This window comes from Limnobacter sp. SAORIC-690 (assembly GCF_002954425.1).
Taxonomy (GTDB): domain Bacteria; phylum Pseudomonadota; class Gammaproteobacteria; order Burkholderiales; family Burkholderiaceae_B; genus Limnobacter; species Limnobacter profundi.
On sequence record NZ_MQVZ01000001.1, the window covers coordinates 1120425 to 1142549 of the forward strand.

Sequence of the window (22125 nt, forward strand, 5' to 3'; positions counted from 1 at the left end):
GCGCCATGCGACTGCTTTTGGTAGAGGATGACCCGGTACTGGGTGCGCAGTTGCACAAGCAACTGGGCAAGGCAGGCTATGCGGCGGATTGGGTACAAGATGGCATTGAGGCCGAAGTGCAGGGTTGTATTGAACCGTATGATTTGGTGGTGCTCGACTTGGGCCTGCCCGGCAAACCAGGTTTGGATGTGTTGAGAACTTGGCGTAAGCAAGGTCTGAAATTGCCGGTCATTGTGCTGACTGCGCGGGGAACCTGGCAGGAAAAAGTGGAAGGTTTCAATGCGGGCGCTGACGACTATGTGCCCAAGCCCTTTCAAACTGAAGAATTGCTGGCGCGCATTGGTGCCGTACTCAAGCGTGCTGTGGGTACAGCGCCCGAGTCTTTGAAAGCCAAAGGTTTGCTGCTGGATGAGGCCTTGCAGACGGTTCAGGTAAATGATGAAGAACCCCAACAACTCACTGCCACAGAATTTCGCTTGCTGCGCTATTTCATGTTGCACCCCGGGCAGCCTTTGAGCAAAACAAGGTTGACCGAGCATGTGTATGAATACGATGCCGACAAGGACAGCAATGTGATGGAGGTGTATGTGAACCGCTTGCGCAAGAAAATTGGCGCACAGTGGATACAAACCCGAAAAGGGCAAGGCTATATATTTGGCGAGCCTGCACCATGAATTCACTGCGCAACCGCTTGTCGTTCGGTTTGATTGTCAGTCTCATGGTGCTGCTGCTGGCACAGTGGTGGCTTTCCTCCAGGGCCATTGAAAACCTGCTGGAGAAACAATTGCTAGACCAGCTACAGCTTGACAGTGAAGCCTTGCTGGCCGGTGTCGAATTTGATGCCGCGGGTGCTTTGGCCCTCAGTACCAGCGGTTTGGTTCCCGCGTATCAACAGCCTTATTCCGGCACTTACTTTGCCTTGCAACACCAAGCGGAAGTTCGCTATTCACGTTCGCTTTGGGATGCAGATTTTAATATTACCCGGCCCGAGGGTTCCTCGGTTTTCATTACTCGCCAGCCGGGGCCTGACGGCCAACACCTCCTGGTGCATGCGCGCAATTATGAGAAAGACAATCAACAGTTCACCATCGCGATTGCGCGCGACATCACCCCATTGCGCAATAACCTGAAGCAATATCAGCTGGCCAACGCGGGTTTCTCAGCGCTTTTTTTGCTGGCACTTGTGTTGATTCAGCGCTTGATCGTGATTAACACCTTAAAGCCCCTCAATGCAGTGCAAGCAGCCTTGGCCCGTTTGCAACAAGGCGAAATCAGGCAGCTTGAATTTCAGGGCCCCGATGAAATCAAACCCTTGGTTGATGAGTTGAATCGTTTGCTCACTGCGATTGATCAGCGCTTGAAACGATCCCGCGAGGCATGGGCAATTTGGCCCACGCCTTGAAAACCCGGCTTGCCCGGCTCTCACAACTCAGCGATGAATCAGACCGCCGCCAGTTCATCCAAGAGGTTCACACCTTGACCGCGGAGGTGGCCCGCTTGATTGATCGGGAAACAGCCCGTGTGCGGGTGGTGGGTGATCTGCGCCCAGGCCAGCGCATTGACTTGCTTGAAATACTGAATGCCTTGGTGGGAAGTTGCAAAGCGCTTTACCGCGACAAGGCATTGAACTTTGTGGTTCAGGTACCCCATGGCGCCACCTTGCTGGGTGATCGGGAAGATTTGTTCGAGCTGTTTGGCAATTTAATCGACAATGCATCGAAGTGGGCCAACACGACCGTGCACATTTCACTTCAGGGCAACACAGTCCAGATCAGTGATGACGGCCCGGGTTGTCCTTCCAGCTTGCTGACTGAAATCACACAGCGTGGCTTTCGGGCTGATGAAAACACACCGGGCAGTGGTCTGGGTTTGGCCATTGCGCAAGACATTGCAGGCACCTACGGCGCCGAGCTTGAATTTGCCAACAACGCGCCAGGGCTTGCTGTGCGTGTCACCTTCAAGCCCGGTGCACTGGTTTAGAACCAGTCTTTGTCAACCTTCAACACCTTGCCAGTTTTTGCATCCAGGTCTACTTCAACCTCGCGGCCATCGGCATTCACAACTTCCACTTCCCACTTCCATCCTTTGGCATAGTCGCGGTCATCCAGTTCAAGTTCAGTCACCACGCCAGGGGCTTCTTTTAGCGCAATTTCGCGGGCTTGTTCAGCGCTGATCAAACCAAACGCTTTGACGATCTCTGTGTCTCGTGTTGCATTCGATCGGTCATCATCGGCATGCGATGCCTTGGGCATTGCCATCAGTGTGGCAGTCAGCAAAATCAAGGCAAGGGCAGACAAAGTTGGGGTAGGGCGACGAATCATTTTGTTTCTCCTGTGTGGGTTCAATGTGTACACAGTCTAGAAAAACAAGATGAATTGAAGCTGAAAATTCAGGGCCTCATTCTTTTATTGAATTTGGGTTCGCAGCAATGCCTGAATCTCAGAAATTTTGGGTGGCTTGGCCAACACAGCATCAATGTGAGGTATCACTGTGGTTTGGGCATCCAGTTGTTTGCCCCAGCCAGTCAGTAAGGTCACCGGGCAATCTTTGTTGATGTTTTTCAAAGCCTCGGCCACCTGCCGCCCATCCATGCCAGGCATGCCCAAATCTGTAATCACCGCATCAAATGGCGCACCCTCGGCGATGGCCTTGGTAAACAACTCAATGCCGTGTGGTCCTGAATTGGCAATTTGAACCCTGTGGCCGCTTGCGCTTAAACCATCCTTCAGTGCTCCCAGAACTTTGGTGTCATCGTCAATCAATAAAATGTGGAAGGAAGGTTGGGGTTTTTGATCGCCTGTTTCGCGGGTTTGTAGTTTGTTTTGCCGGCAACCGGTGGGTAGCAAAATTCGAACGGTGCACCCCTTATTCTCCTGACTGTCAATTTCAATCTGGCCACGCATCCGTTTCACAATGCCATACACCATGGCCAGGCCCAAGCCTGTGCCACGTTCACCTTTGGTCGTGTAAAAGGGCTCCAGGCATCGCTTCAGCGTTTCTTCGTTCATACCCAGGCCGGTGTCGCGTATTTCAATCACCACCTGGTCATGGTCGCTTTTTTTCTCCAGTCGGGTCGACAGCGTTATGGTGCCGCCCCTGGGCATGGCATCTACCGCATTGAAAATCAGATTGGTGAGCGCTTCTCGCAACTCGGGTTCCGATGCATCTATCTCGGGTACATCCTGGCCAAGTTCTACATTGAATTCAATTGAAATACCATTGCGCAGGGGAATATCGTGCCAGCGGGCCTTGGTCAATTCCATGGATTGTTCACACACCTTGGCCAGGTTCACGCTGGTCAGTTCTACGCCGTCCTCCTGTCGTCTGGAAAACTGCCCCATGCGGTCCACAGTTCGGGCCACATCGTCAATGGCCAGTTGAATGGTTTGCAACTGCTTGCGGCCACGTTCGCTCAAGTTGCTTTCCGAGCTCAGCAGGGCATCGGTGTACAAAGCCACAGGCGAAATTGCATTGTTGATGTCGTGTGCAATACCCCCTGCCATTTCCGCCAACGCTCGCAGGCGTTCTTGTTGCAACACCAGTTGCTGTGTGCGTTGAAGGTTCTGATAGGCTTCCTGCAATTCCCGAAGCAGTTCGGTTTGTGCAAGGGCCAATCCCACGTGTTCGGCCAACTGACGAAGAAATTCAAGCTCATCGGGCGAGAAGGCATCCAGCCCCTTTCGTGCGGTGGTAATAATGCCCAGTACTTTGCTCTCATGCATCAGGGGAGCAATCACCATGCTGTCCAGTCCCGCCAGTTCGTGCATGCCCTCGCCTGTCAGGCACATGCTGCCCCCGAGGTTGGGTTGATACACAAATTCGCCTTGAAGTGCCCGGTCCAGATGAACACCTTTTGCCGGAATGGACGCATGCAGGTAAAACCCGATGCGGTTTGCAGAAACTTCTGTCGCATTGCCCAATGACCTGAAGGTAATGGTTTTCTCGAGTTCCGAGTAGGAGGCGGTAAGGCAAAAGTCTGCAGGAAGTTCGTGTTCAATGCTGTTGGTCACCACCTGATAAATACTGTCCAGATCATGTCGATTGCCAATGGCGCGCGTAATTTCGTTGAGCAGGTTCATCCGTATCAATTGCGCTTGACTGCGCCGTTCAGACTGCCGGATATGGGTCATGTCGGTCATTCCGCCTATCATGCGAATGCCTTTTCCCTGTTCATCCCGAATCACGTAACCTCGGTCCAGAACATCCAGCCAGCGACCACTGAAATGTGCAAATCGATATTCATTTTGCCAACTTTCCCCACTGGAATTGATGGCTTCAAAAATACTTTTGACCACGCGTTCACGATCATCCGGGTGAATGCGATTAATCCAGGAATCATTACTGGGTTCAATTGTTTTTCGGTCGAACCCAAACAATTTTTCGAACCCTTCATTCCACCAGATTTCATCGGTGATCAAATTCCAGTCCCAGATACAGTCTCTGGATGCGCTAGCCAAAAGCCGGAATCGCTCAGATCCCTCTTTTAATGCGGCTTCAGCCTGTTTTCTCTCGGTGATGTCACGTTCAATCGCCACCCAGTGGGTGTACCATCCTGTCTCATCGGCCACAGGAACGATCTCCAGTTCCAGCCAGAACATTTCGCCACTCTTGGTGTAGTTGATCAGCTCTTCACGAACCGGTTTCCAGTTCTTTAAAGCGCTGCGGATGCGGTCCAAGGCATCGCGCTGCGTCCGCTCACCTTGCAAAATTCGGGGTGTTTTCCCAATGGCTTCTTCGCGAGAGTATCCAGTGCGCCTGACGAAAGCATCATTCACATAGAGTATTTTCGGACCATCGCCATCGATTGGTTCGGCCTCGGTAATCAGCACAATGTCGTTCAGGCGTTCCACGCATGTTTCGAGCAACTTGAGGCGCTCTGCATTGCGGCTTCGCTCCTCGGCAAACAACAGGTTTTCAAATGCAAAAGACAAATTTTTCGCCAAGGTTTTCAACAGCTGGCGCACTTCGTTGGTGAAAAAGTGAATGCCCGCCCCAAACAACACCAGGCTTGCACGCAGTTTGCCTTGCGCATGAATGGGCAGTATGGCAAAAGACTCAAGACCCTCTTCAACGGCTTGTTCATGCCACATTTTGGCTTGCGGTTCCTCTGCCACATTCTGGCAAATGTGCATTTTCCCGGCGCGCAAGCGGTCCACCAGTTCATGATCACGTGGCAAGGTGGTGGTCTTCATGATTTGAGAAACAAACTCTTGCTGAGAACCATCGGCAGCCGTTACTTTCAAATCGCTCAAGTCTTTGCCAAATTGACAAACCCACGCCAAAGGCAGGCCACCCAATGAGCAGAATACGCTGCATACCTCTTGCAACAGTTTTTCGGGCTTGTCCAGGGTGGTGGTAATGTCATTCACGCGTTGCTGGGCTTCAAGCAGGCGATTCATGTGCATCAGCGTAAGCACCGCCAGTTTGGAGTCGGTGATCTCTTGAAAAGCACCTTGCACTCGAACAATCTCGCCTTTCTCGTTGCGCACCGCCTCACCCACCACGCGAGCCCATATTCGCCGGCCATTGTTGGAGCGCATTTCAGGCTCCAGCTCAAATGCGAGCCCCTCGGTTGAACAGCGGGTCAGCGCAGCCTCCACGATCTTTTTCCATTTGCCATGGTAATAACGCAGCGCATCGTCATAACTGGTGGGCAGTTGGCCTTTGGCAATCTCCAGTATGTCGAATACTTCTTCCGACCAGTAAAGGCGGGGCACCGGGCCCAGTTCAATGGCCCAGGCACCCAGTTTGGCAAGGCGCCCCCCAATACGCTGCAGCGCTTCATTGCGTTTGAGTTTGTCCTCCGCCCGGCGGCGCTCGGTTACATCGCGTTGAATGGACGCAAAATAGGGTATCTCCCCGTTCGAGCCCAACACCGGCACGATGTCCATTTCAAGCCAGTGGGGTTTGCCACTTTTGCCGTAATTCACCAGTTCGACATGCACAGATTCCTTGTTTACAAGGGCGGCCCGAACTTTCTGTAGTTCGGTTTTGTCAGTTTCAGGGCCTTGCAGCAGGCGTGGGCTTTTGCCGATTACTTCATCCCGGCTATAACCAGTTACCTTTTCAAATGCCGAGTTCACGTAAATTATGTGCGGGCCAGGCGCGTCGATTGGCGAGGCCTCGGTAATCATCACGATGTCGTTGAGCCGTTCTACACACGCGCTCAATAATTCTGAGTGTTGCGGGTCAATTTTCTCGTCGATTGTGCTGGTCAACTCAAGGCTTGGGGTTTCTGCTACAACGTTTGCCTGTCGTGTGCTGCTGCTGTGTTGGTGTATCGGCAAAATCAGGGTAAACACAGCGCCCTTGTCGGGAGCAGACACGGCGGTGATTTGACCGCCATGCCGTTCAATGATTCTTTTTACATTGGCCAGGCCCATGCCGTGGCCTTCAAAATCATGAGCGTTGTGCAGACGATGAAAAGGCCTGAAAAGACCATCGGCCCGGTCAGGGTCGAAGCCTGCGCCGTTGTCGATAACCTTGATTTCGACGGCATCGTTCAGAACATTGGCTTCAACCACAATCGTCGGCAGTTCCCGGATCTGGCTGAATTTCAAAGCATTCGAAAAAAGGTTGACAAACACCTGCTCCAACAGCGATTCATCACCTTCAATGTCGGGCAGTTTGGCAATACTCCAGTCAGCCTGTCGCAGGCCTTCGGTCGATTCCACCATGGCTCTGGCTTTTTCCACCACTTCATTCAACACCACCTGGTTGAACTTCAATTCGCCTGAGCCAAGCCGCGCAAAAGCCAGCAGATCAGACACCAATTGACCGCCGCGCGCGCTGGCCTCATTGATACGCAGCAGGTAGCGCTGCTCTTGCTCGTCCAGTTTGCTGTGGGCCCGGCGTGTCAGGCTGCCTGCGAATCCCTGAATAATGTGGCAAAGCGAATTCAGATCGTGAGCAACGCGCCCGGCAAAGTGGTCCAGTTCATGGTTCATTTCCAGCAAGCGTGAATTGCTGCTGGAAAGGTCGCGGATCAGCTGCGAGTTTTGCAGCTTTAATTTACGCACCTCGATGGCCCGGTTCACTACCGGCATCAACTCGCTGACCTTGAAGGGTTTCAGGATGTAATCCAGCACCCCAAGCTTCATGGCGTCTACCGCAGTTTTAATGCTGCCATGCCCGGTCATCAGCACAGCGCTTAAATCGGGGTCCAGTTGGCGTGCACGTTGCACCAACTCGATGCCGTCCATGCCGGGAAGTCGCAGGTCGGTGAGCAGCACATCAAAGCTTTGGCGCTTCAAGTGTTCCAGCGCCTGGACTGGTTCAGGAAATCCTTTGACTTCAAATCCCGCATCTTGAAGCAGTGAACACAGTGCTTCAAGTTGGGGTTTTTCATCATCCACGACGATTAATCGGAACTGCTCGAGCATCTAAAACTCCGGTCGTCGGCTAGGTTTAGCAGATTCGCTGATTACAATGTCTCACAATTACTGGATTTCCTTGAATGAATCAATACCCCCTTTTGAGAAACGCTTCATTGGCGTTTCCATTCGTCCTGATCTGGACCAGCGCATTTCCTGCTGCGAAAATTGGTTTGATCGACAGCCCACCCCTGTTGTTTCTAACTTTGCGTTTTCTTGTGGCTGGGGCCTTGATGCTGGCCTGGGCGCATTGGCGCGGAACACTGCGCAAATTAACCCACCAAGAGTTGGGCGTGTTAAGCGCCTTGGGATTGTTGAACCATGCGCTTTATCTGGGTTTAAGCTGGACCGGCATGGGCAGCCTGTCCTCGGGTTTGTCCACCATTCTTATTAGTGCAAACCCTATTGTGGTTGCCGTGTTGTCTTCGTTTTTGTTGCGCGAACCCCTCACACGCCAAAAGGTGCTGGGTTTGGCTTTGGGTTTTCTGGGTGTGGCCTTTATTGTTCGCAACCGAATCGGCTCTACTACAGACTCGCTTGAAGGCTTCCTGCTGGTACTGGCGGCTTTACTAACCCTGGCCTTTGGCACGGTGCTGTACAAAAAATGGCCTGTGCGCACCGATATTGTGACCGGGACTGGTTTTCAGATCATTCTGAGTGGCCTTTTGTTGTTGCCTGTTGCCTTGTTCATGGAAGACTGGTCCGCAATCGTCTGGACTCCCTCGTTTGCTGGCGCATTTGCATGGCTGGTGTTGGTGGTGTCGATTACCGGTTATCAGTTGTGGTTTAACCTGTTGGAGCGTGGCAGTGCCAGCGCAGCCAGTGTGTGGTTTTTCTTAACACCACCCTTGGGCTTGTTGGCAGGCGCATGGCTGCTGAACGAGCCTTTGAACTGGATCGATTTCATTGGCATTGTTCCCGTGGTGTTGGGCATTGTGTTGGTGACCCGGGCGCGTTAGAAAGCTGCATAAAAAAAGGCGAACCGCGTGGGCTCGCCAAAACAGCAATTACAGGTCGGAGATGACGACAGGCTTGCTGAGCGCCCATCAGGGGAAAATGGGATCAGGAGTTAGGCAGTAACACGCTGTCCACCACATGGATCACGCCATTGGATTGGGTGACGTTTGCAATGGTGACCTCAGCCGTACCGCCTTTTTCGTCAACCAACACGACTTTGTCACCTTGCAGCTTGGCGCCCAGCGAGGCACCCGATGCTGTTTTCAGGGTGGCCATTCCACCGGCCTGAACAATTTTGTTGCTCAAATCGGCGGCTGTAATTTTCCCAGGCACCACGTGGTAGGTCAGCACACCTTGCAGGGCCGATTTGTTTTCTGGTTTCAGAAGAGTGTCCACGGTGCCGCTCGGCAGTGCGGCAAATGCATCATTGGTTGGCGCAAATACTGTGAATGGTCCCTTGCCTTTCAAGGTATCCACCAGGCCTGCGGCTTGTACGGCAGTCACCAAAGTGGTGTGATCTTTTGAATTGACGGCATTGTCGACGATGTCTTTGCTTGGCAGCATGGGCGCACCACCCACCATGATTTCGGCTTGGGCAGGCAGGCTAAAAGCGGCTGCTGAAAGTGCAATTGAACCAATCAGGCTTGCTGTCGTGAGTTTTGATTTCAACATGTTTACTACCTCCAGTTGGAATTTCAAACTACAAGATTTTCCACACGTCCCGGCTGTTGAACCGAAATCGTTAACTGTTCGAGGCAGTTGTGCCGGCGAAGTTCAGCGTCCCTGGGTTAAGTTTTGTTAAGGTCTGTAAGTGGATGTCATTGAGTTTGAACCCGCCCAATCACGGTGACTTGGCCGTCCGGATTGAACTTGAATAAAACTACTTCACCCGAATCAGGATAAATACCTGTCAGGGCGGTGGTATTGACCTGATGGGTGACATACAACACCTTGTCGGTGGGTTTAAGCGTGGCAAGGTGTTTCTTCAAAGCGCTGGTTTGCTCAGCACTGTTGCCCCGCCCCTGGAAAAATGAATTCAAGGCAGGCAAAGCCTGCACCTTGCCCAATTTTAATTCCTCTGCGGTGTGCAAACAGCGGCACCATTGGCTTGAATAAATGGCATTTAGCGTGATTCCCTGACTTCGAATGGTTTCGCCCAATTTCCTGGCTTCTTCTCGTCCTGAAGCACTCAGGTTGCGCTGTGTATTGCAGTCGCCCAAGGTGAACCCTTCCGGGTCGCCAAAACCTGGTGCACTGGCGTGGCGCATGATTGCATGAACCCCTGGCTGTTTCCAGAGGTTCCAGACATTGGATTCGGTGTGCCCCGCCGTTGAAATCAGAGTAAGCGAGAAAAGAACAAGAAACTGAGCAATTCGGTGCTGCATGAATTCACCCTCTGGGTTTGACGCTGTGGGGCTGTTTGCTTGGCCCACAAAACAAAAAAGCCAGTTTACACTGGCTTTTCTGCAATTTACTACCGGGTTTTATCAGGCAGCGTTGGTTTTGGCACGTGCCATTTCTTCAAGCCGTTGACGTTTGGCTTTTGATCGCAGGTTCAGCAATTCAACCAGCAGCGAGAAGCCCATTGCGCTGTACAGGTAAGCCTTGGGCACGTGTTGGCCAAAACTTTCCGCGATCAGCAACATACCGACCATCATCAAGAAGGCCAGTGCCAATACTTTCACAGAGGTGTGCGCCTCAACAAACTCGCCAATTGATTTGGCAAACAGCATCATCACACCCACCGCCACCATCACGGCAGCAATCATCACCTCGATGTCGTCAGCCATGCCCACCGCAGTAATCACGGAATCCAAGCTGAACACGATATCCAAAATACCGATCTGAATGATGGAGTACCAAAACAGCTTGGCACCGGTTTTCTGAATAGCGGCACCTGCTTCCAGTTCTTCTTCAACCTGGTGTGGTGCTTCCACTTCGAGGTAAATTTCCTTTGAGGCCTTCCACAACAGGAACAAACCCCCGAAGAACAGTACCAAGTCTCGCCCAGTGATCGCTTTGCCAGCCACTTCAAACAAGGGTTCGGTCAAACCAATAATCCAGGACAGCGAAAACAGCAGGCCCACTCGGGTCGCCATTGCGAACATCAAACCGAACTGGCGCACGCGGTCGCGAATGTCTGCGGGCAGTTTCGACACCAGCACTGTAATGAACACAATGTTGTCGATACCCAGCACGATTTCCAAGGCCGTCAAAATCGCAAAAGCGATCCAAACGTTTGGATCCATTAGTAATTCCATAAAACACCCCGTTTTTTAGTCAAATTCAACAGCCCGCTATTTTGCACCACATTTCGCATGGTGGGTGATCATTTCGTATTCTGACTACTTATTGCCAAGCGATTTAACAACAAATTGAACTGAATCGGTTTTGCGAAATGGTAATTAAAGCCCGCGGCCACAGCCCGCTCAATATCACTGTCGAAAGCGTAGCCTGTCAATGCGGCAATTTCGCATTGCTGGTTCGGACCAGTTGTGGATCGAATTTTCTCGACCACCTCATAACCCGACAGCTTGGGCATGTCGATATCGAGCAAAATAAAGTCATAGGGTTCTGTCATCGCTTTGTTCAGGGCTTCTTTGCCGTCTCTGGCCACGTCGACCAGATGGGCATCTTTCTGCAGGAAAGTCTGGATCAGCCTGATGTTCAGGGGTGTATCGTCGGCCACAAGTACGCGCAGTGGCCTCAGGGGCAGGATTCGCTCCTGGCTTTGGCTGTCTAGCTGATGCTCGCGTTTCAGCGAGACCGAGAACATCACCTGTGTGCCTTGACCCAGCTCCGACTCCAGCTGAATTTCCCCACCCATGGCGTTGACCAAGCTTTTTACGATCGACAAACCAAGCCCAGTACCGCCAAACCGGTTTTCACGGTCAGTGTGTACCTGCGAAAAAGGCTTGAACAACAGTGATTGTTTGTCTTTTGGAATGCCAAGGCCAGTGTCACTGACCTCAAAAGTAATCAGGTCTTCGTTTGGATTTAATTGTGTGTTGCTGACGGTTAAGCTAACTTTGCCGTGAGAAGTGAACTTGATCGCGTTAGATAAAAGGTTTTGGAGTATTTGGCGCAGGCGACCCATGTCACCGGAATAAATCTGATGCTCGCCCAGTTTGTTGTTCAGCTCAAACTTCACACCCTTGGATTCGCAGGTCAGGCGAGGCAATTCTGTGCTGCCTTTGAGCAGTTGCTCCATCAAAAATGGCGAATCTACAAGCTTGACCATGCCCGACTCCAGTTTCGAGAAGTCAAGAATGTCGTTGAGAATTGACGACAGTGTTTCGGAGGACTGCACGAGATAACCTGCTTGTTCCTTTAGCTCACCGGGTGGCAAATCCATCTCCAGCAAACGTGCAAAACCCATGATTCCGTTCAAAGGCGTGCGAATTTCATGGCTCATGGTGGCTAAAAAGCGGCTTTTTTCTGCGTTGGAGTCTTTCTCCGCCTTGGCTGCAATGGCTGTTTCACGAAGCCGGCTTTCCAGTTCTAGCTGGACGGTCCGGTCCAGGTGAGTACCCACCACCCGGGTCGGTTTGCCGTCTTCGTCGCGTACAATCAGGGCCTTGGCCAAAATATGTACCCAATGGCCGTTTTTGTGCGCCATGCAGAATTCGGCCTCGTAAGAATCCTTTTCAGGATCGTCTAAAGCCTCGGCCAGAACCTTTTTTGCCACCTCGAGGTCATCGGGCGCGGTCAAGCGTTCCCAGGTACCGAAATCATTGCTTAACTCATGGTCTTCGTAGCCCAGCAAGCGTTTCCAGCTGGGTGAAAAATAAACCTTGTTCGTTCCCACTTGCCAATCCCACAGTCCATCGTGTGAACCCTCCATGGCCAGCTTGAAACGTTCTTCGCTCTCGGCGAGGCTATCCCGAATTAGCCGCTCTTCGGTCACATCCTTGCACATCAAGATAATGCCGCCGCGGTGACCATCTGGTTTCAGCCAAGGCTCAATGGCCCAATCCAGCCAAATGGTGTGTCCGTCCTGGCTAGTCCAAGGGTCTGAAGTGGCCGACAGGCTTTCACCCGCCAGGCCCGCCTTATGCGCTTGGCGCCAGCGTTCGTGCAGGTTGGGCACCACGTCGTAATGGTTTTTGCCGACCAGGCTGCCCTTGTGGCCATTTGCAAAGGTTTGTACCCAGCGTGAGGAGGCCGCCACGTAGTTCATTTCTGTGTCAAACATGGCGATTGGAATGGGTGCCTGCACAATCAGGGCTTCAACCACCCAGTAACTTTCCTTGGCGGATTTCAGGGCTTTTTCAAGTGACAAGCTTTTTTCAGTCAATCCTCGGGTCAAATCAAGAATGTCTCGGGAAATGGGTTGCAGCTCGGTGGGTAACTCCTTCATGGAGGCTTCAAGCGCTTTGGGGTCATTTTTTCGAACAAGTTCAAGATAAGCGCTGGCCTTGGCAGAAAGGCTTCTGCCCAGTGCAAGCACCAGCAACAGGGTGGCCACTGTGCCAATAATCAAAGCAACAATGGCGCCGATCAGTGCCTTTGAAATTGGAGATGCCACGGCATCCAGCGGGGTCACCGTGGCTGAAATCCAGCCCAAACTGCGGGTCTCCGCGCTGTTGTTGGGCGAAAAAGCCACCAGGTAGTCTCTCCCGTCACTCAAGGTTTCTATCGACCAGTTGTTTTCCCCGGCCACGGCTTTTTGGAAACCGGCCATTGAAGTCCAGGCTGTGCTGTCCTGAAAGTCCGCCAGGTCAAGTCGATTGCCCATTCTCAAGCTGCCGTCTTTGGCCAGAATTACGGTGGGTGCGGATGGGTTAATGGTGTTGAATACGTCTTTCTCGATTTCTGCAATGAAATACTTCCAGTCCAGGTGAATGCCGATCACCCCAATAATTTCGTCTGCCCTGTTTTTCAGCGGGGTGGTGAAATCAATAAACTGGTACTTTTCTTCAGCCCGAGAAGGTAACAAGGCCGCAAGCAAAGCCGCCTCATGCACGTCCATAATCGCCGGTGCTATCAAACCCTGTTTGAACCACGGGCGCGCAGCTACGCTTTTTCCAACCAACAAATCGTCCAGTGCAGCCAGTACGGTGCCGTCCGGTGCTGCCACACCAATCCACAAATAGCCCGGGGTGTGGTCGCGCATGATCTGCAAAAGCTTGGTTTGTTCTTCGGCACTGAAATTTCCAAATGACTGCTCAATGCGACTGGTGTAGACCAGGTCACGCAAGTGCTCTTTCAAATGACGGTCAACCGACTGCGCGATTTGCTCGGTTTGCGCCAAGCATTCACACCCGCTTGGTTGATGGTGTTGTTGCGCAAAATCCAGTGCGCGGTAATGGCCACAGGAATAGACAGTAAAAACAGCGCAATCAGACTGCCTACGATCAAGCGGGTTGTGAAGCTTGAGCGAATATTGAAATTAAGCATGAAGCGGAATTTGGGGAAATTGCGGATGAATCACTGTAACTCAGGCTGAGGCAACCCTCAATCGTTAAAGAGGCATGATTTGTCTGGTTTTTCAGGGTATTGAATCAATCTCAGATGGATTGTGTTTGCTGCCCGGGAGTTAACAATTCAAAGGTAGTATTGCGAACAATGTTTCATCACGACTGGAATCATCAGAATTGGATTCAACTGATTTATTAACCCGGGCTGTCGGCGTCCTGGCGTTTGGTCTGAGTATTGCCGGGTTCTGCGTCATATCAGAGCGCGGTACCAAGCTCTTGTTTGCGTTGTCGTCAATGGCTTGGGGGCTTCAATACTACCTGTTGGGCGTGCACACCGGTTTCTTGATCATGTTGCTGACTGGGGTACGACAAGCCGTCACCATTTATTCCAACGTCATGGGCCAGCGTTTGCGTTTGGCGCTGGTACTAGGTTTTAGCGGTCTGGCGATTGCGATTGCTGTGTTCACCTGGCAGGGCTGGCTGGCCAGTTCTCTGCCGCTGTTTGCTACCTTGTTGGGAACATGGGCCTTGTTCATGATGGGCAACGTTGGCATGCGCAAAGCCACATTGGTCACCAACGCCCTGTGGGCGGTGCATGGTTACCTGTTTGATTCCTGGGAACTGTGCTTGACCATGATCGTGATCACTGTGGCCAACCTGTATGGTTTATATCGCCTGCGAGGGGCTACTGTGGTGCCGTGAAATGGAAAAAGTGGGAGACTCAAAGATACAACGGAGGAGTAAGTGAGCTGCGCTGTGTTGCCGGCTTTGCAAGGCTTCCCGGCGGATTCGCAGCGCGGGGCGGTTCCGCCAGGAACCGATGCGAAGACGCCAAGGCGTTTCGCATGCCCCAAGCCAGAAGCATCAAGCCGGAATTAGAAGCATTGCTTAGGCAATATTGCGCGGTTCACTTGCTTCGCCGTACGTCCGGAGTACAACGCTTTACGCCATTTACCTGCTAAAATGCAGCCTGTTTTCAAACCCTTGCATCATATAGAGGCCCCGCGATGAACACGCGCCCCGCTTCTTCGCCTGCCGAGCACAACAGTCTTGTTGTCAACGGCGCTGCAGTCGAAGCCCAACTCCGTGAACTCCTTCAAAAACGCATCCTGATTCTCGACGGTGCAACCGGCACCATGATTCAGCAGTACAAGCTCACGGAAGCCCAATACCGGGGCGAGCGTTTCGCTGATTTTCACCGCGACATCAAGGGCAACAACGAGTTGTTGGTGCTTACCCAGCCCGCCATCATGACCGAGATTCATGAGCAGTACCTGGCCGCCGGCGCCGATATTCTGGAAACCAACACCTTCGGTGCCACCACCGTGGCCCAGGCCGACTACGAGATGGAACACCTCGTTGACGAGATGAACCGCGAAGCCGCCCGCTTGTGCAAGCAAGCCTGCATCAAGTATTCCACACCGGAAAAGCCCCGCTTTGCCGCAGGTGCCCTGGGGCCCACGCCCAAAACCGCATCCATCAGCCCCGATGTGAATGACCCCGGTGCTCGCAATATTACGTTCGACGAACTGGTGGCCACTTACTACCAGCAAACCAAAGGCTGGTTGAAGGCGGCGTTGACCTGTTGCTGGTCGAAACCATTTTCGACACGCTGAATGCCAAAGCCGCACTATTCGCGATCGATCAGTACTTTGAAGATTCCGGCAATAAATTGCCCATCATGATTTCCGGCACAGTGACCGATGCCTCCGGTCGCGTGTTGTCGGGTCAAACTGTGGAAGCTTTCTGGAATTCCGTGCGCCATGCCAAGCCCATTACCATCGGCTTGAACTGTGCGCTTGGCGCGTCGCTGATGCGCCCCTATGTGGCTGAACTCAGCAAAATTTGCGACGTGCCCATTTGCGTGTATCCCAACGCCGGTTTGCCCAACCCGATGAGCGACACGGGTTTCGACGAAACACCCGAAATCACCTCCAGCCTCGTGAAGGAATTTGCGCAAGCAGGCTTTTTGAATGTGGCGGGTGGATGCTGTGGCACCACGCCTGATCACATCGCGGCCATTGCCAAAGCACTGGAAAACCAAAAGCCCCGAGTCATCCCGACGGTTGAGCCCAAGTGTCGCTTGTCGGGTCTGGAGCCACTGAACATTGATGACAACAGCCTGTTCATCAACGTGGGCGAGCGCACCAACGTCACCGGCTCCAAAGCGTTTGCCCGCATGATTTTGAATGAGCAATACGACGAAGCACTCAGTGTGGCTCGTCAGCAGGTTGAAAACGGCGCGCAAATTGTGGACGTGAACATGGACGAAGCCATGTTGGATTCCAAAGCGGCCATGGTGAAGTTTCTGAACCTCATGGCGTCCGAGCCCGATATTTCACGCGTACCGGTCATGATCGATTCCTCCAAGTGGGATGTCATCGAAGCCGGCTTGAAATGCGTGCAAGGCAAGGCGGTGGTCAACTCCATTTCCATGAAAGAGGGCGTGGACGAATTCAAGCGCCAGGCCAAATTGTGCAAGCGCTATGGTGCAGCCGTTATCGTGATGGCTTTTGATGAGAAAGGCCAGGCCGACACCTACGCCCGAAAAATTGAAATTTGCGAGCGTGCTTACAACATTCTGGTGAATGAAGTGGGCTTCCCGGCCGAAGACATCATCTTCGACCCGAACATCTTCGCCATTGCAACAGGCATCGAAGAGCACGACAACTACGGCAACGACTTTATCGAGGCCACAGGCTGGATCAAGAAAAACCTGCCGCATGCCAAAATTTCAGGCGGTGTGTCCAACGTGTCCTTCAGTTTCCGCGGCAATGAACCTGCCCGCGAGGCCATTCACACCGTGTTCCTGTACCACGCCATCAAAAACGGCATGACCATGGGCATTGTGAACGCCGGCATGATGGGCGTTTACGACGAGCTTGAGCCCGCGCTGAAAGCCCGCGTGGAAGACATTGTGCTGAATCGTCAGCCCGATCTTCCCGCCAACGATCCCGATTTCGGTAAAACCGCCACCGAGCGAATGATCGAATTCGCAGGCACCCTGAAAGCGGGCGGCAAGAAGCTGGAAGAAAACCTGGAGTGGCGCAACCAACCGGTACAAAAGCGCCTGGCCCACGCACTGGTGCATGGCATTACCAACTTCATTGTGGAAGACACCGAAGAATGCCGCGCTGAAATAGCAGCCAATGGCGGCCGCCCAATCAATGTGATTGAAGGCCCGCTGATGGACGGCATGAACGTAGTCGGCGACCTGTTTGGTGCAGGCAAAATGTTCCTGCCGCAGGTTGTTAAAAGTGCTCGTGTCATGAAGCAGGCCGTGGCTCACCTTATTCCCTACATTGAGGAAGAGAAAAAGCAGCTGGTGGCCGCCGGTGGCGACGCCAAAGCCAAAGGCAAAATTTTGATTGCCACCGTGAAAGGCGATGTGCACGACATCGGCAAAAACATCGTGACCGTTGTTCTTCAGTGCAACAACTTTGAAGTCGAGAACATGGGCGTGATGGTGCCCGCCGAGCAAATTCTTGCGAAAGCCAAAGAAATCAATGCCGACATCATTGGGCTGTCGGGCCTTATTACACCGTCGCTTGAAGAAATGGCTTATGTGGCTAGCGAGATGCAACGCGACCCCTATTTCCGCGACCGTGGCATTCCCTTGCTCATCGGTGGCGCCACCACCAGCCGCGTGCACACTGCTGTGAAAATTGCACCGCATTACGATGGCCCCACTGTCTACGTTTCAGACGCCAGCCGTTCTGTGGGTGTGGCCTCGAATTTGTTGTCGGATGAATCGGCCGACACGTTCAAAGCCGAATTGAAAACTGAATACGAACGTGTACGCGAACAGCATGCCAACAAAAAGGCAGCGCCGGTACTCAGTATCGAGGAGGCGCGTGCCAACAAGCCAAAACTGGATTGGATCGATTACACACCACCAAAGCCCAAGTTCATCGGCAAACGCTACTTCAAGAATTACGATTTGGCTGATATCGCCCAGTACATTGACTGGACGCCGTTTTTCCAAACCTGGGATTTACATGGCGGCTATCCCCGCGTGCTGGAAGACGAACTGGTGGGCGAAGCCGCCCGCAAAGTGTTTGAAGACGGCCAAGCCATGTTGAAAAAATGCATTGAAGGTCGCTGGTTGCAAGCCAACGCGGCAGTGGCGTTTTACCCGGCCAATACCATTGATGATGACACCATCGAGGTGTACACCGACGACACCCGAGCCCAAGTTTTATTCACGTACAATCCCGGACGCCAGCTGGGTGTGAAGCGAGAAGGCGTGTTCAACAAATCACTGGCCGATTACATCGCCCCCAAGGGTGTGAAACAAGACTATATCGGTCTCTTTGCGGTTACCGCAGGCATCGGGGTTGAAAAAAAGGAATCGCAATTCCAGGCAGCCCATGACGACTACAGCTCCATTATGTTCAAGGCCATCGCAGACCGAATGGCTGAAGCCTTTGCGGAGTGCATGCACCAGCGTGTGCGAAAAGACCTTTGGGGTTATGTAGCCGATGAAACTTTGAGCAATGAAGAACTCATTGCAGAGAAGTATCAGGGTATTCGTCCTGCCCCTGGTTACCCCGCCTGCCCAGAACACACCATCAAGAAAGCCATGTTCGAGGTCATGAACTGTGGCGAAATCGGGATGTCACTGACCGAGAACTTTGCGATGATGCCTGCGGCCAGTGTCAGCGGATTTTATTTTAGTCATCCCCAGAGCCAGTACTTCAACGTGTAACACCTCCAGACAATGGATTGCCTGCCGGTAATCCGCTGTCTGGAACTTGCCGCCGGTTTTTGCCACACAAGATATCAGTAGATTAGCGAACTGTCTTCTCAGGTCCGCATTTTTCTTGACTGGGTCCGCACATGCTGGCAAATCAAGTGCTTACCGATTGGTTGGCGATACATCAAGCAGTCGGTCTGAACTCTGCCATGCAGGGGTGGTTGTATGCCCTGTCAGTCGGCCGCAACTATCTGTTAAGTGCCGAAGAATGGGCCGTGCTGGGGTCAAATTCCCCGCAAACACCGGTAGTACCTGCCTGCTTTCAAAACACGGCTATTTCCACCAACACGCGCCTTGAACTGAGGCAACAGTTACCCCGCAACAGCGAGCGCTTTGTGATCGTTGGTGGGGGGCCAGTGGGACTTATGCTGGCTGTGGCCTTGAAAAAATTATTTGGCCCCCGCATCGTGCTTCATGTTCTGGAACACAGAGTCAACAGCGAAGGTCAGGGCACTGCTTTCACAAGAAGTTGGCCTATCAACATTCCTGTCAGCGAATTCATGTTTTTTAATCACCCTTCAGGAATCAATTCTGTGGCTCCTCTGGGCGAGTATCTGCCATGGACACTTCGCGAACTGGAAAGTCACCTGTTGTCACTCGCGCAAATTCTTGATTGTCAGTTTGTCTACTCAAATGAAAAAACTGAAAACCTGTTGTTGCAGCTTCAGCCAGATCTCGTATTCGATGCAACAGGTGGGCGATGGCGGGCAAAAGGTCAAATGAAAAAAGAGTGCGAGGTGGTCTTGTGCAGTTCAGATCTGGAAACTGTTCAAGGTTATTGCGCCTTTGGCGTAAATCCCGTCGCAATAGCACCCAGGGATGCGCGCAACCTGGCGGTTTCGGTTTACGACAACGGGGACTGTCGACCAACTTTGAACGGTGTACCTCTCTCCAGCTGGATGTTGAAAATTCGAGGCATTCCCCGGCACCTGGGTCCTGTTTTGATCGAAAAGATTCGTACGATTAATCACGACAATTGGATTTATGTATGGCCCACGCATTTGAGCTCAGGAGAATGGATCGCCTTTTTTGGTTTAAGGCAGGATGACGCGTGGCTGCTTCAAAACGAAATCAAGGACCCGCTTTCTCTTGATCAGGTATGGGATAACTTGTCAAAGCTGTCCGATCCAAGGTGGAAAATCATAGTGGATGTGCTGGCTTCGGGTGCCGTTGGGCATCACTCCGAATGCAGGGTAGACCCACCGTTTCTCTGGGCTCCACATTTGTACATTGGCGATGACTCCGGTTGGTCGCATCAGCAGGGTGTTCCAGTGATACCTGTTGGCGACAGTTTGTTTCACGGACATCCCCAAGTGGGCAATGGTTTGGGCTCGCACCTCAATATGATTAACCTTTTGATTCAGCAACTGCAACGAAGCAACGGTTAATGTCGTAAAGCCTCAATTTTCAATCGCATTGAGCGAAAACTCGGAACCATCTTCTTGGGAGCAACACATACAGTAGTCAGCAGTAATCTAATCGGTGACAGGCGTGCAAACAAAAAAGTTACTTTCTTCAATTAATGAGTTTGCCCGCCTGGCGTCAAACCGATCTGAGTTGGTGGGTGCATGCTTTGTTCTGGTAATCATCGTCATGATGGTTATTCCCCTTAGCCCGGTACTTCTGGACATTCTGATCGCCGTCAATATCAGCGCCACCATCGTGCTCGTAGTCAGTGCGATGTTGCTTGAAACTCCTCTCAAGTTTTCATCTTTTCCCGCCATTCTCCTGATGACCACGCTTTTCAGGTTGGCTCTTACCATTTCCACAACAAGACAAATTCTGTTGGAGGCGGACGCCGGTCACATCATCCAGACGTTTGGAGAATTTGTGATTGGGGGCAATGTCACCGTCGGTCTGATCATGTTTTTGATTCTGGCTATCGTGAACTTTCTCGTAGTGACGAAAGGATCTGAGCGAGTGGCCGAGGTGGCCGCCCGATTCTCGCTCGATGGTATGCCGGGTAAACAAATGTCGATTGACAGCGACCTTCGCGCGGGCAACATCACGCAAGCTGAAGGCAAGCAAAAGAGAGCCATGCTCGAGAAAGAGTCGCAATTATTCGGGGCCATGGATGGCGCAATCAAATTTGTAAAAAATGACGCGATCGCGGGCTTGATCATTACAGCGATCAACCTGATCGGGGGGATCGCAATAGGCATGTTGCAAAAAGACATGACCCTGTCCCAGGCTGGTTCGATCTATTCAGTGTTGACAGTGGGTGATGGACTCATTGGAATCATCCCATCGTTGCTAACTTCTGTTGCAGCGGGTTTGATTGTGACCAGGGTTACAAAAGGCGAAGCCGATGGATCAAGTACCGCCCAAGACATGATCCTCGATCTCACATCCAATGCCCGTGCGTTACAAATCAGCGGCCTTTTTTGTGCATGCTTCGCCTTGGTTCCAGGCATGCCTGCTGTGGTGTTTCTTGTGGCATCTGCACTTTTGCTCGGCAAGTCGTTTTTTGTAGACAAGGGCAATAAGAAGAACGACATCGAGCCTCAGGCGCAGCACATTGACGATGCGTTAAATGCGGCAGCAATCGGCAAGGATATGGAAGACATCACGCTGACAAAAACATTCTTGCCGATGGAGGTCAAGATTCCTGGAAGCCTTGAGCCGAATCTGAAACAAATGTTTCGGTCGATCTGCAAGGCATCACGTAACCAGTTAATTGAAGAATCTGGCGCGCTTTATCCCACCATTGATTTTAGCGAGCATGCCGCCCCGCAGATTGAATTCCATGTCTTCGGTGTACCCATGCTTGAGATTGATCCGTCTGATCGAAGAATTGCAGTATTTTGCGAGCCCTCTCGACTGGAGAGTTTGGGAATCGATGTTGTCCGAGAACGAGATCCCATCTTGGGCAGAGATTTCTACCTGACCGAGCCCGTCAACAAAAATAGCCTGGATAAAAACAATATTTCTTACTGTTGCTTTGAGAAGAGATGGAGCAACTTGATCATTGGTCTTTTTGTTTCAAGATCGGTCGATTATTTCAATCTGAATGACTTTCAAAGACATGTCGCAAGACTGTCCGACAAGAATGGTGAGCAACTCAAGGAATTGGAGCGGGTACTACCGCTGTCCAAGGTCACAGAAGTTTTCCAGAAACTGCTGATTGAGCGGGTTTCAGTCAAAAACATTCGAACGGTTCTAAATTGTCTTATTGACTGGGCCCAAAGAGAGCGAGATGTCCTTGTGATTGCAGAGCAGGTGCGCAAGGGGCTGTTTGAACAAATAAGTTTTCAGCATTGTGTGGACAAAACCTTCAGCATTTGTACCTTGTCGCCAGACTTCGAGCAGTCAATCCGCGAAAGCATACGAAGTGATGGCAGTCGAACATTCATTGATGCCGATGCATCGTCCCTGAACTTGATGGTCGACATGATCGAAGTGCAATACAGCGAGTTCTATCATTTCGAAAAGTTGCCTCTGCTAATCACATCAATGGATTGCAGGGCACATGTCAGGATGCTGATCCAGGACAGGCTAAGCGCAGTGCCTGTTCTTTCGTATCAGGAAATTTCGAATCGCTATGGAATTAAGTTGCTGAAGTCTATTGAGTACGACGATTCACTAATAAGCATCAATCACGACACTAGAGAGGCCTAAA

At 52.0% G+C, this 22125-nt stretch carries 14 protein-coding genes and 1 pseudogene; 8 read left to right on the forward strand and 7 right to left on the reverse strand.

Annotated features, from left to right (window positions below):
* The first annotated feature begins 5 nt into the window (after window positions 1-5).
* The 3 genes from BSZ31_RS05330 to BSZ31_RS05340 are packed head-to-tail and all read left to right on the forward strand — an operon-like array spanning window position 6 to window position 1980.
* On the forward strand, window positions 6-674 hold the full coding sequence (locus tag BSZ31_RS05330; RefSeq protein WP_105027868.1) for a response regulator transcription factor: 669 nt from the start codon (window positions 6-8) through the stop codon (window positions 672-674).
* The gene (locus tag BSZ31_RS05335) at window positions 671-1402 is read left to right on the forward strand and encodes a HAMP domain-containing protein (RefSeq protein WP_105027869.1); all 732 of its coding nucleotides are present in this window, start codon (window positions 671-673) and stop codon (window positions 1400-1402) included. The genes BSZ31_RS05330 and BSZ31_RS05335 overlap by 4 nt, the downstream gene beginning before the upstream one ends.
* The gene (locus BSZ31_RS05340) at window positions 1378-1980 is read left to right on the forward strand and encodes an ATP-binding protein (RefSeq protein WP_105027870.1); all 603 of its coding nucleotides are present in this window, start codon (window positions 1378-1380) and stop codon (window positions 1978-1980) included. The genes BSZ31_RS05335 and BSZ31_RS05340 overlap by 25 nt, the downstream gene beginning before the upstream one ends.
* On the opposite strand, the gene BSZ31_RS05345 is transcribed toward BSZ31_RS05340, so the two are convergent.
* Both BSZ31_RS05345 and BSZ31_RS05350 read right to left on the reverse strand, forming a co-directional pair.
* A complete protein-coding gene (locus BSZ31_RS05345) occupies window positions 1977-2321 on the reverse strand; it encodes a PepSY domain-containing protein (protein ID WP_105027871.1) in 345 nt (114 codons plus the stop codon). The genes BSZ31_RS05340 and BSZ31_RS05345 overlap by 4 nt on opposite strands.
* A gap of 84 nt (window positions 2322-2405) precedes the next feature.
* Entirely contained in the window at window positions 2406-7382 is a 4977-nt protein-coding gene (locus tag BSZ31_RS05350; RefSeq protein WP_105027872.1) for a PAS domain-containing protein, read from the reverse strand.
* A gap of 74 nt (window positions 7383-7456) precedes the next feature.
* Here BSZ31_RS05350 and BSZ31_RS05355 point away from each other — a divergent pair, with 74 nt between their 5' ends.
* Window positions 7457-8332, forward strand: coding sequence for a DMT family transporter (locus tag BSZ31_RS05355; RefSeq protein WP_105027873.1), 876 nt, complete (start codon window positions 7457-7459; stop codon window positions 8330-8332).
* A 103-nt stretch (window positions 8333-8435) separates the two neighbouring features.
* Here BSZ31_RS05355 and BSZ31_RS05360 read toward each other — a convergent pair whose 3' ends face one another.
* The 5 genes from BSZ31_RS05360 to BSZ31_RS16850 form a co-directional block, all read right to left on the reverse strand.
* Window positions 8436-9002 (reverse strand): fasciclin domain-containing protein, encoded by a 567-nt coding sequence (locus BSZ31_RS05360; RefSeq protein WP_105027874.1) that lies wholly within the window; start codon window positions 9000-9002, stop codon window positions 8436-8438.
* A gap of 146 nt (window positions 9003-9148) precedes the next feature.
* Window positions 9149-9598 carry a histidine phosphatase family protein gene (locus tag BSZ31_RS05365; protein WP_105029763.1) on the reverse strand — a complete coding sequence of 150 codons (450 nt, stop codon included), beginning with the start codon at window positions 9596-9598 and terminating at the stop codon, window positions 9149-9151.
* Between the two features lie 219 nt (window positions 9599-9817).
* Complete coding sequence (locus BSZ31_RS05370) at window positions 9818-10579, reverse strand: TerC family protein (RefSeq protein WP_105027875.1); 762 nt, start codon at window positions 10577-10579, stop codon at window positions 9818-9820.
* Window positions 10580-10659: 80 nt separating this feature from the next.
* The gene (locus BSZ31_RS05375) at window positions 10660-13584 is read right to left on the reverse strand and encodes an ATP-binding protein (RefSeq protein ID WP_146106607.1); all 2925 of its coding nucleotides are present in this window, start codon (window positions 13582-13584) and stop codon (window positions 10660-10662) included.
* Complete coding sequence (locus BSZ31_RS16850) at window positions 13539-13730, reverse strand: hypothetical protein (protein WP_105027877.1); 192 nt, start codon at window positions 13728-13730, stop codon at window positions 13539-13541. The genes BSZ31_RS05375 and BSZ31_RS16850 overlap by 46 nt, the downstream gene beginning before the upstream one ends.
* Before the next feature lie 197 nt (window positions 13731-13927).
* Between BSZ31_RS16850 and BSZ31_RS05385 the strand changes: the two genes are divergently transcribed.
* From BSZ31_RS05385 to BSZ31_RS05400, 4 genes and pseudogenes are all read left to right on the forward strand, one after another.
* Window positions 13928-14452 carry a YgjV family protein gene (locus BSZ31_RS05385; protein ID WP_168426860.1) on the forward strand — a complete coding sequence of 175 codons (525 nt, stop codon included), beginning with the start codon at window positions 13928-13930 and terminating at the stop codon, window positions 14450-14452.
* A gap of 305 nt (window positions 14453-14757) precedes the next feature.
* Window positions 14758-18458 (forward strand): annotated as a pseudogene (gene metH / locus BSZ31_RS05390) (methionine synthase).
* A gap of 131 nt (window positions 18459-18589) precedes the next feature.
* On the forward strand, window positions 18590-19894 hold the full coding sequence (locus BSZ31_RS05395) for a hypothetical protein (protein WP_105027879.1): 1305 nt from the start codon (window positions 18590-18592) through the stop codon (window positions 19892-19894).
* Between the two features lie 103 nt (window positions 19895-19997).
* On the forward strand, window positions 19998-22124 hold the full coding sequence (locus BSZ31_RS05400; RefSeq protein ID WP_146106608.1) for a flagellar biosynthesis protein FlhA: 2127 nt from the start codon (window positions 19998-20000) through the stop codon (window positions 22122-22124).
* The last annotated feature ends 1 nt before the right edge of the window (window position 22125 follow it).

What these genes read in the sequence shown, in the direction of transcription:
- BSZ31_RS05330 (WP_105027868.1), top strand. Translation starts at nt 6, where the DNA reads ATGCGACTGCTTTTGGTAGAGGATGACCCGGTACTGGGTGCGCAGTTG.
- BSZ31_RS05335 (WP_105027869.1), top strand. Translation starts at nt 671, where the DNA reads ATGAATTCACTGCGCAACCGCTTGTCGTTCGGTTTGATTGTCAGTCTC.
- BSZ31_RS05340 (WP_105027870.1), top strand. Translation starts at nt 1,378, where the DNA reads ATGGGCAATTTGGCCCACGCCTTGAAAACCCGGCTTGCCCGGCTCTCA.
- BSZ31_RS05345 (WP_105027871.1), bottom strand. Translation starts at nt 2,321, where the DNA reads ATGATTCGTCGCCCTACCCCAACTTTGTCTGCCCTTGCCTTGATTTTG.
- BSZ31_RS05350 (WP_105027872.1), bottom strand. Translation starts at nt 7,382, where the DNA reads ATGCTCGAGCAGTTCCGATTAATCGTCGTGGATGATGAAAAACCCCAA.
- BSZ31_RS05355 (WP_105027873.1), top strand. Translation starts at nt 7,457, where the DNA reads ATGAATCAATACCCCCTTTTGAGAAACGCTTCATTGGCGTTTCCATTC.
- BSZ31_RS05360 (WP_105027874.1), bottom strand. Translation starts at nt 9,002, where the DNA reads ATGTTGAAATCAAAACTCACGACAGCAAGCCTGATTGGTTCAATTGCA.
- BSZ31_RS05365 (WP_105029763.1), bottom strand. Translation starts at nt 9,598, where the DNA reads ATGCGCCACGCCAGTGCACCAGGTTTTGGCGACCCGGAAGGGTTCACC.
- BSZ31_RS05370 (WP_105027875.1), bottom strand. Translation starts at nt 10,579, where the DNA reads ATGGATCCAAACGTTTGGATCGCTTTTGCGATTTTGACGGCCTTGGAA.
- BSZ31_RS16850 (WP_105027877.1), bottom strand. Translation starts at nt 13,730, where the DNA reads ATGCTTAATTTCAATATTCGCTCAAGCTTCACAACCCGCTTGATCGTA.
- BSZ31_RS05395 (WP_105027879.1), top strand. Translation starts at nt 18,590, where the DNA reads ATGCTGGCAAATCAAGTGCTTACCGATTGGTTGGCGATACATCAAGCA.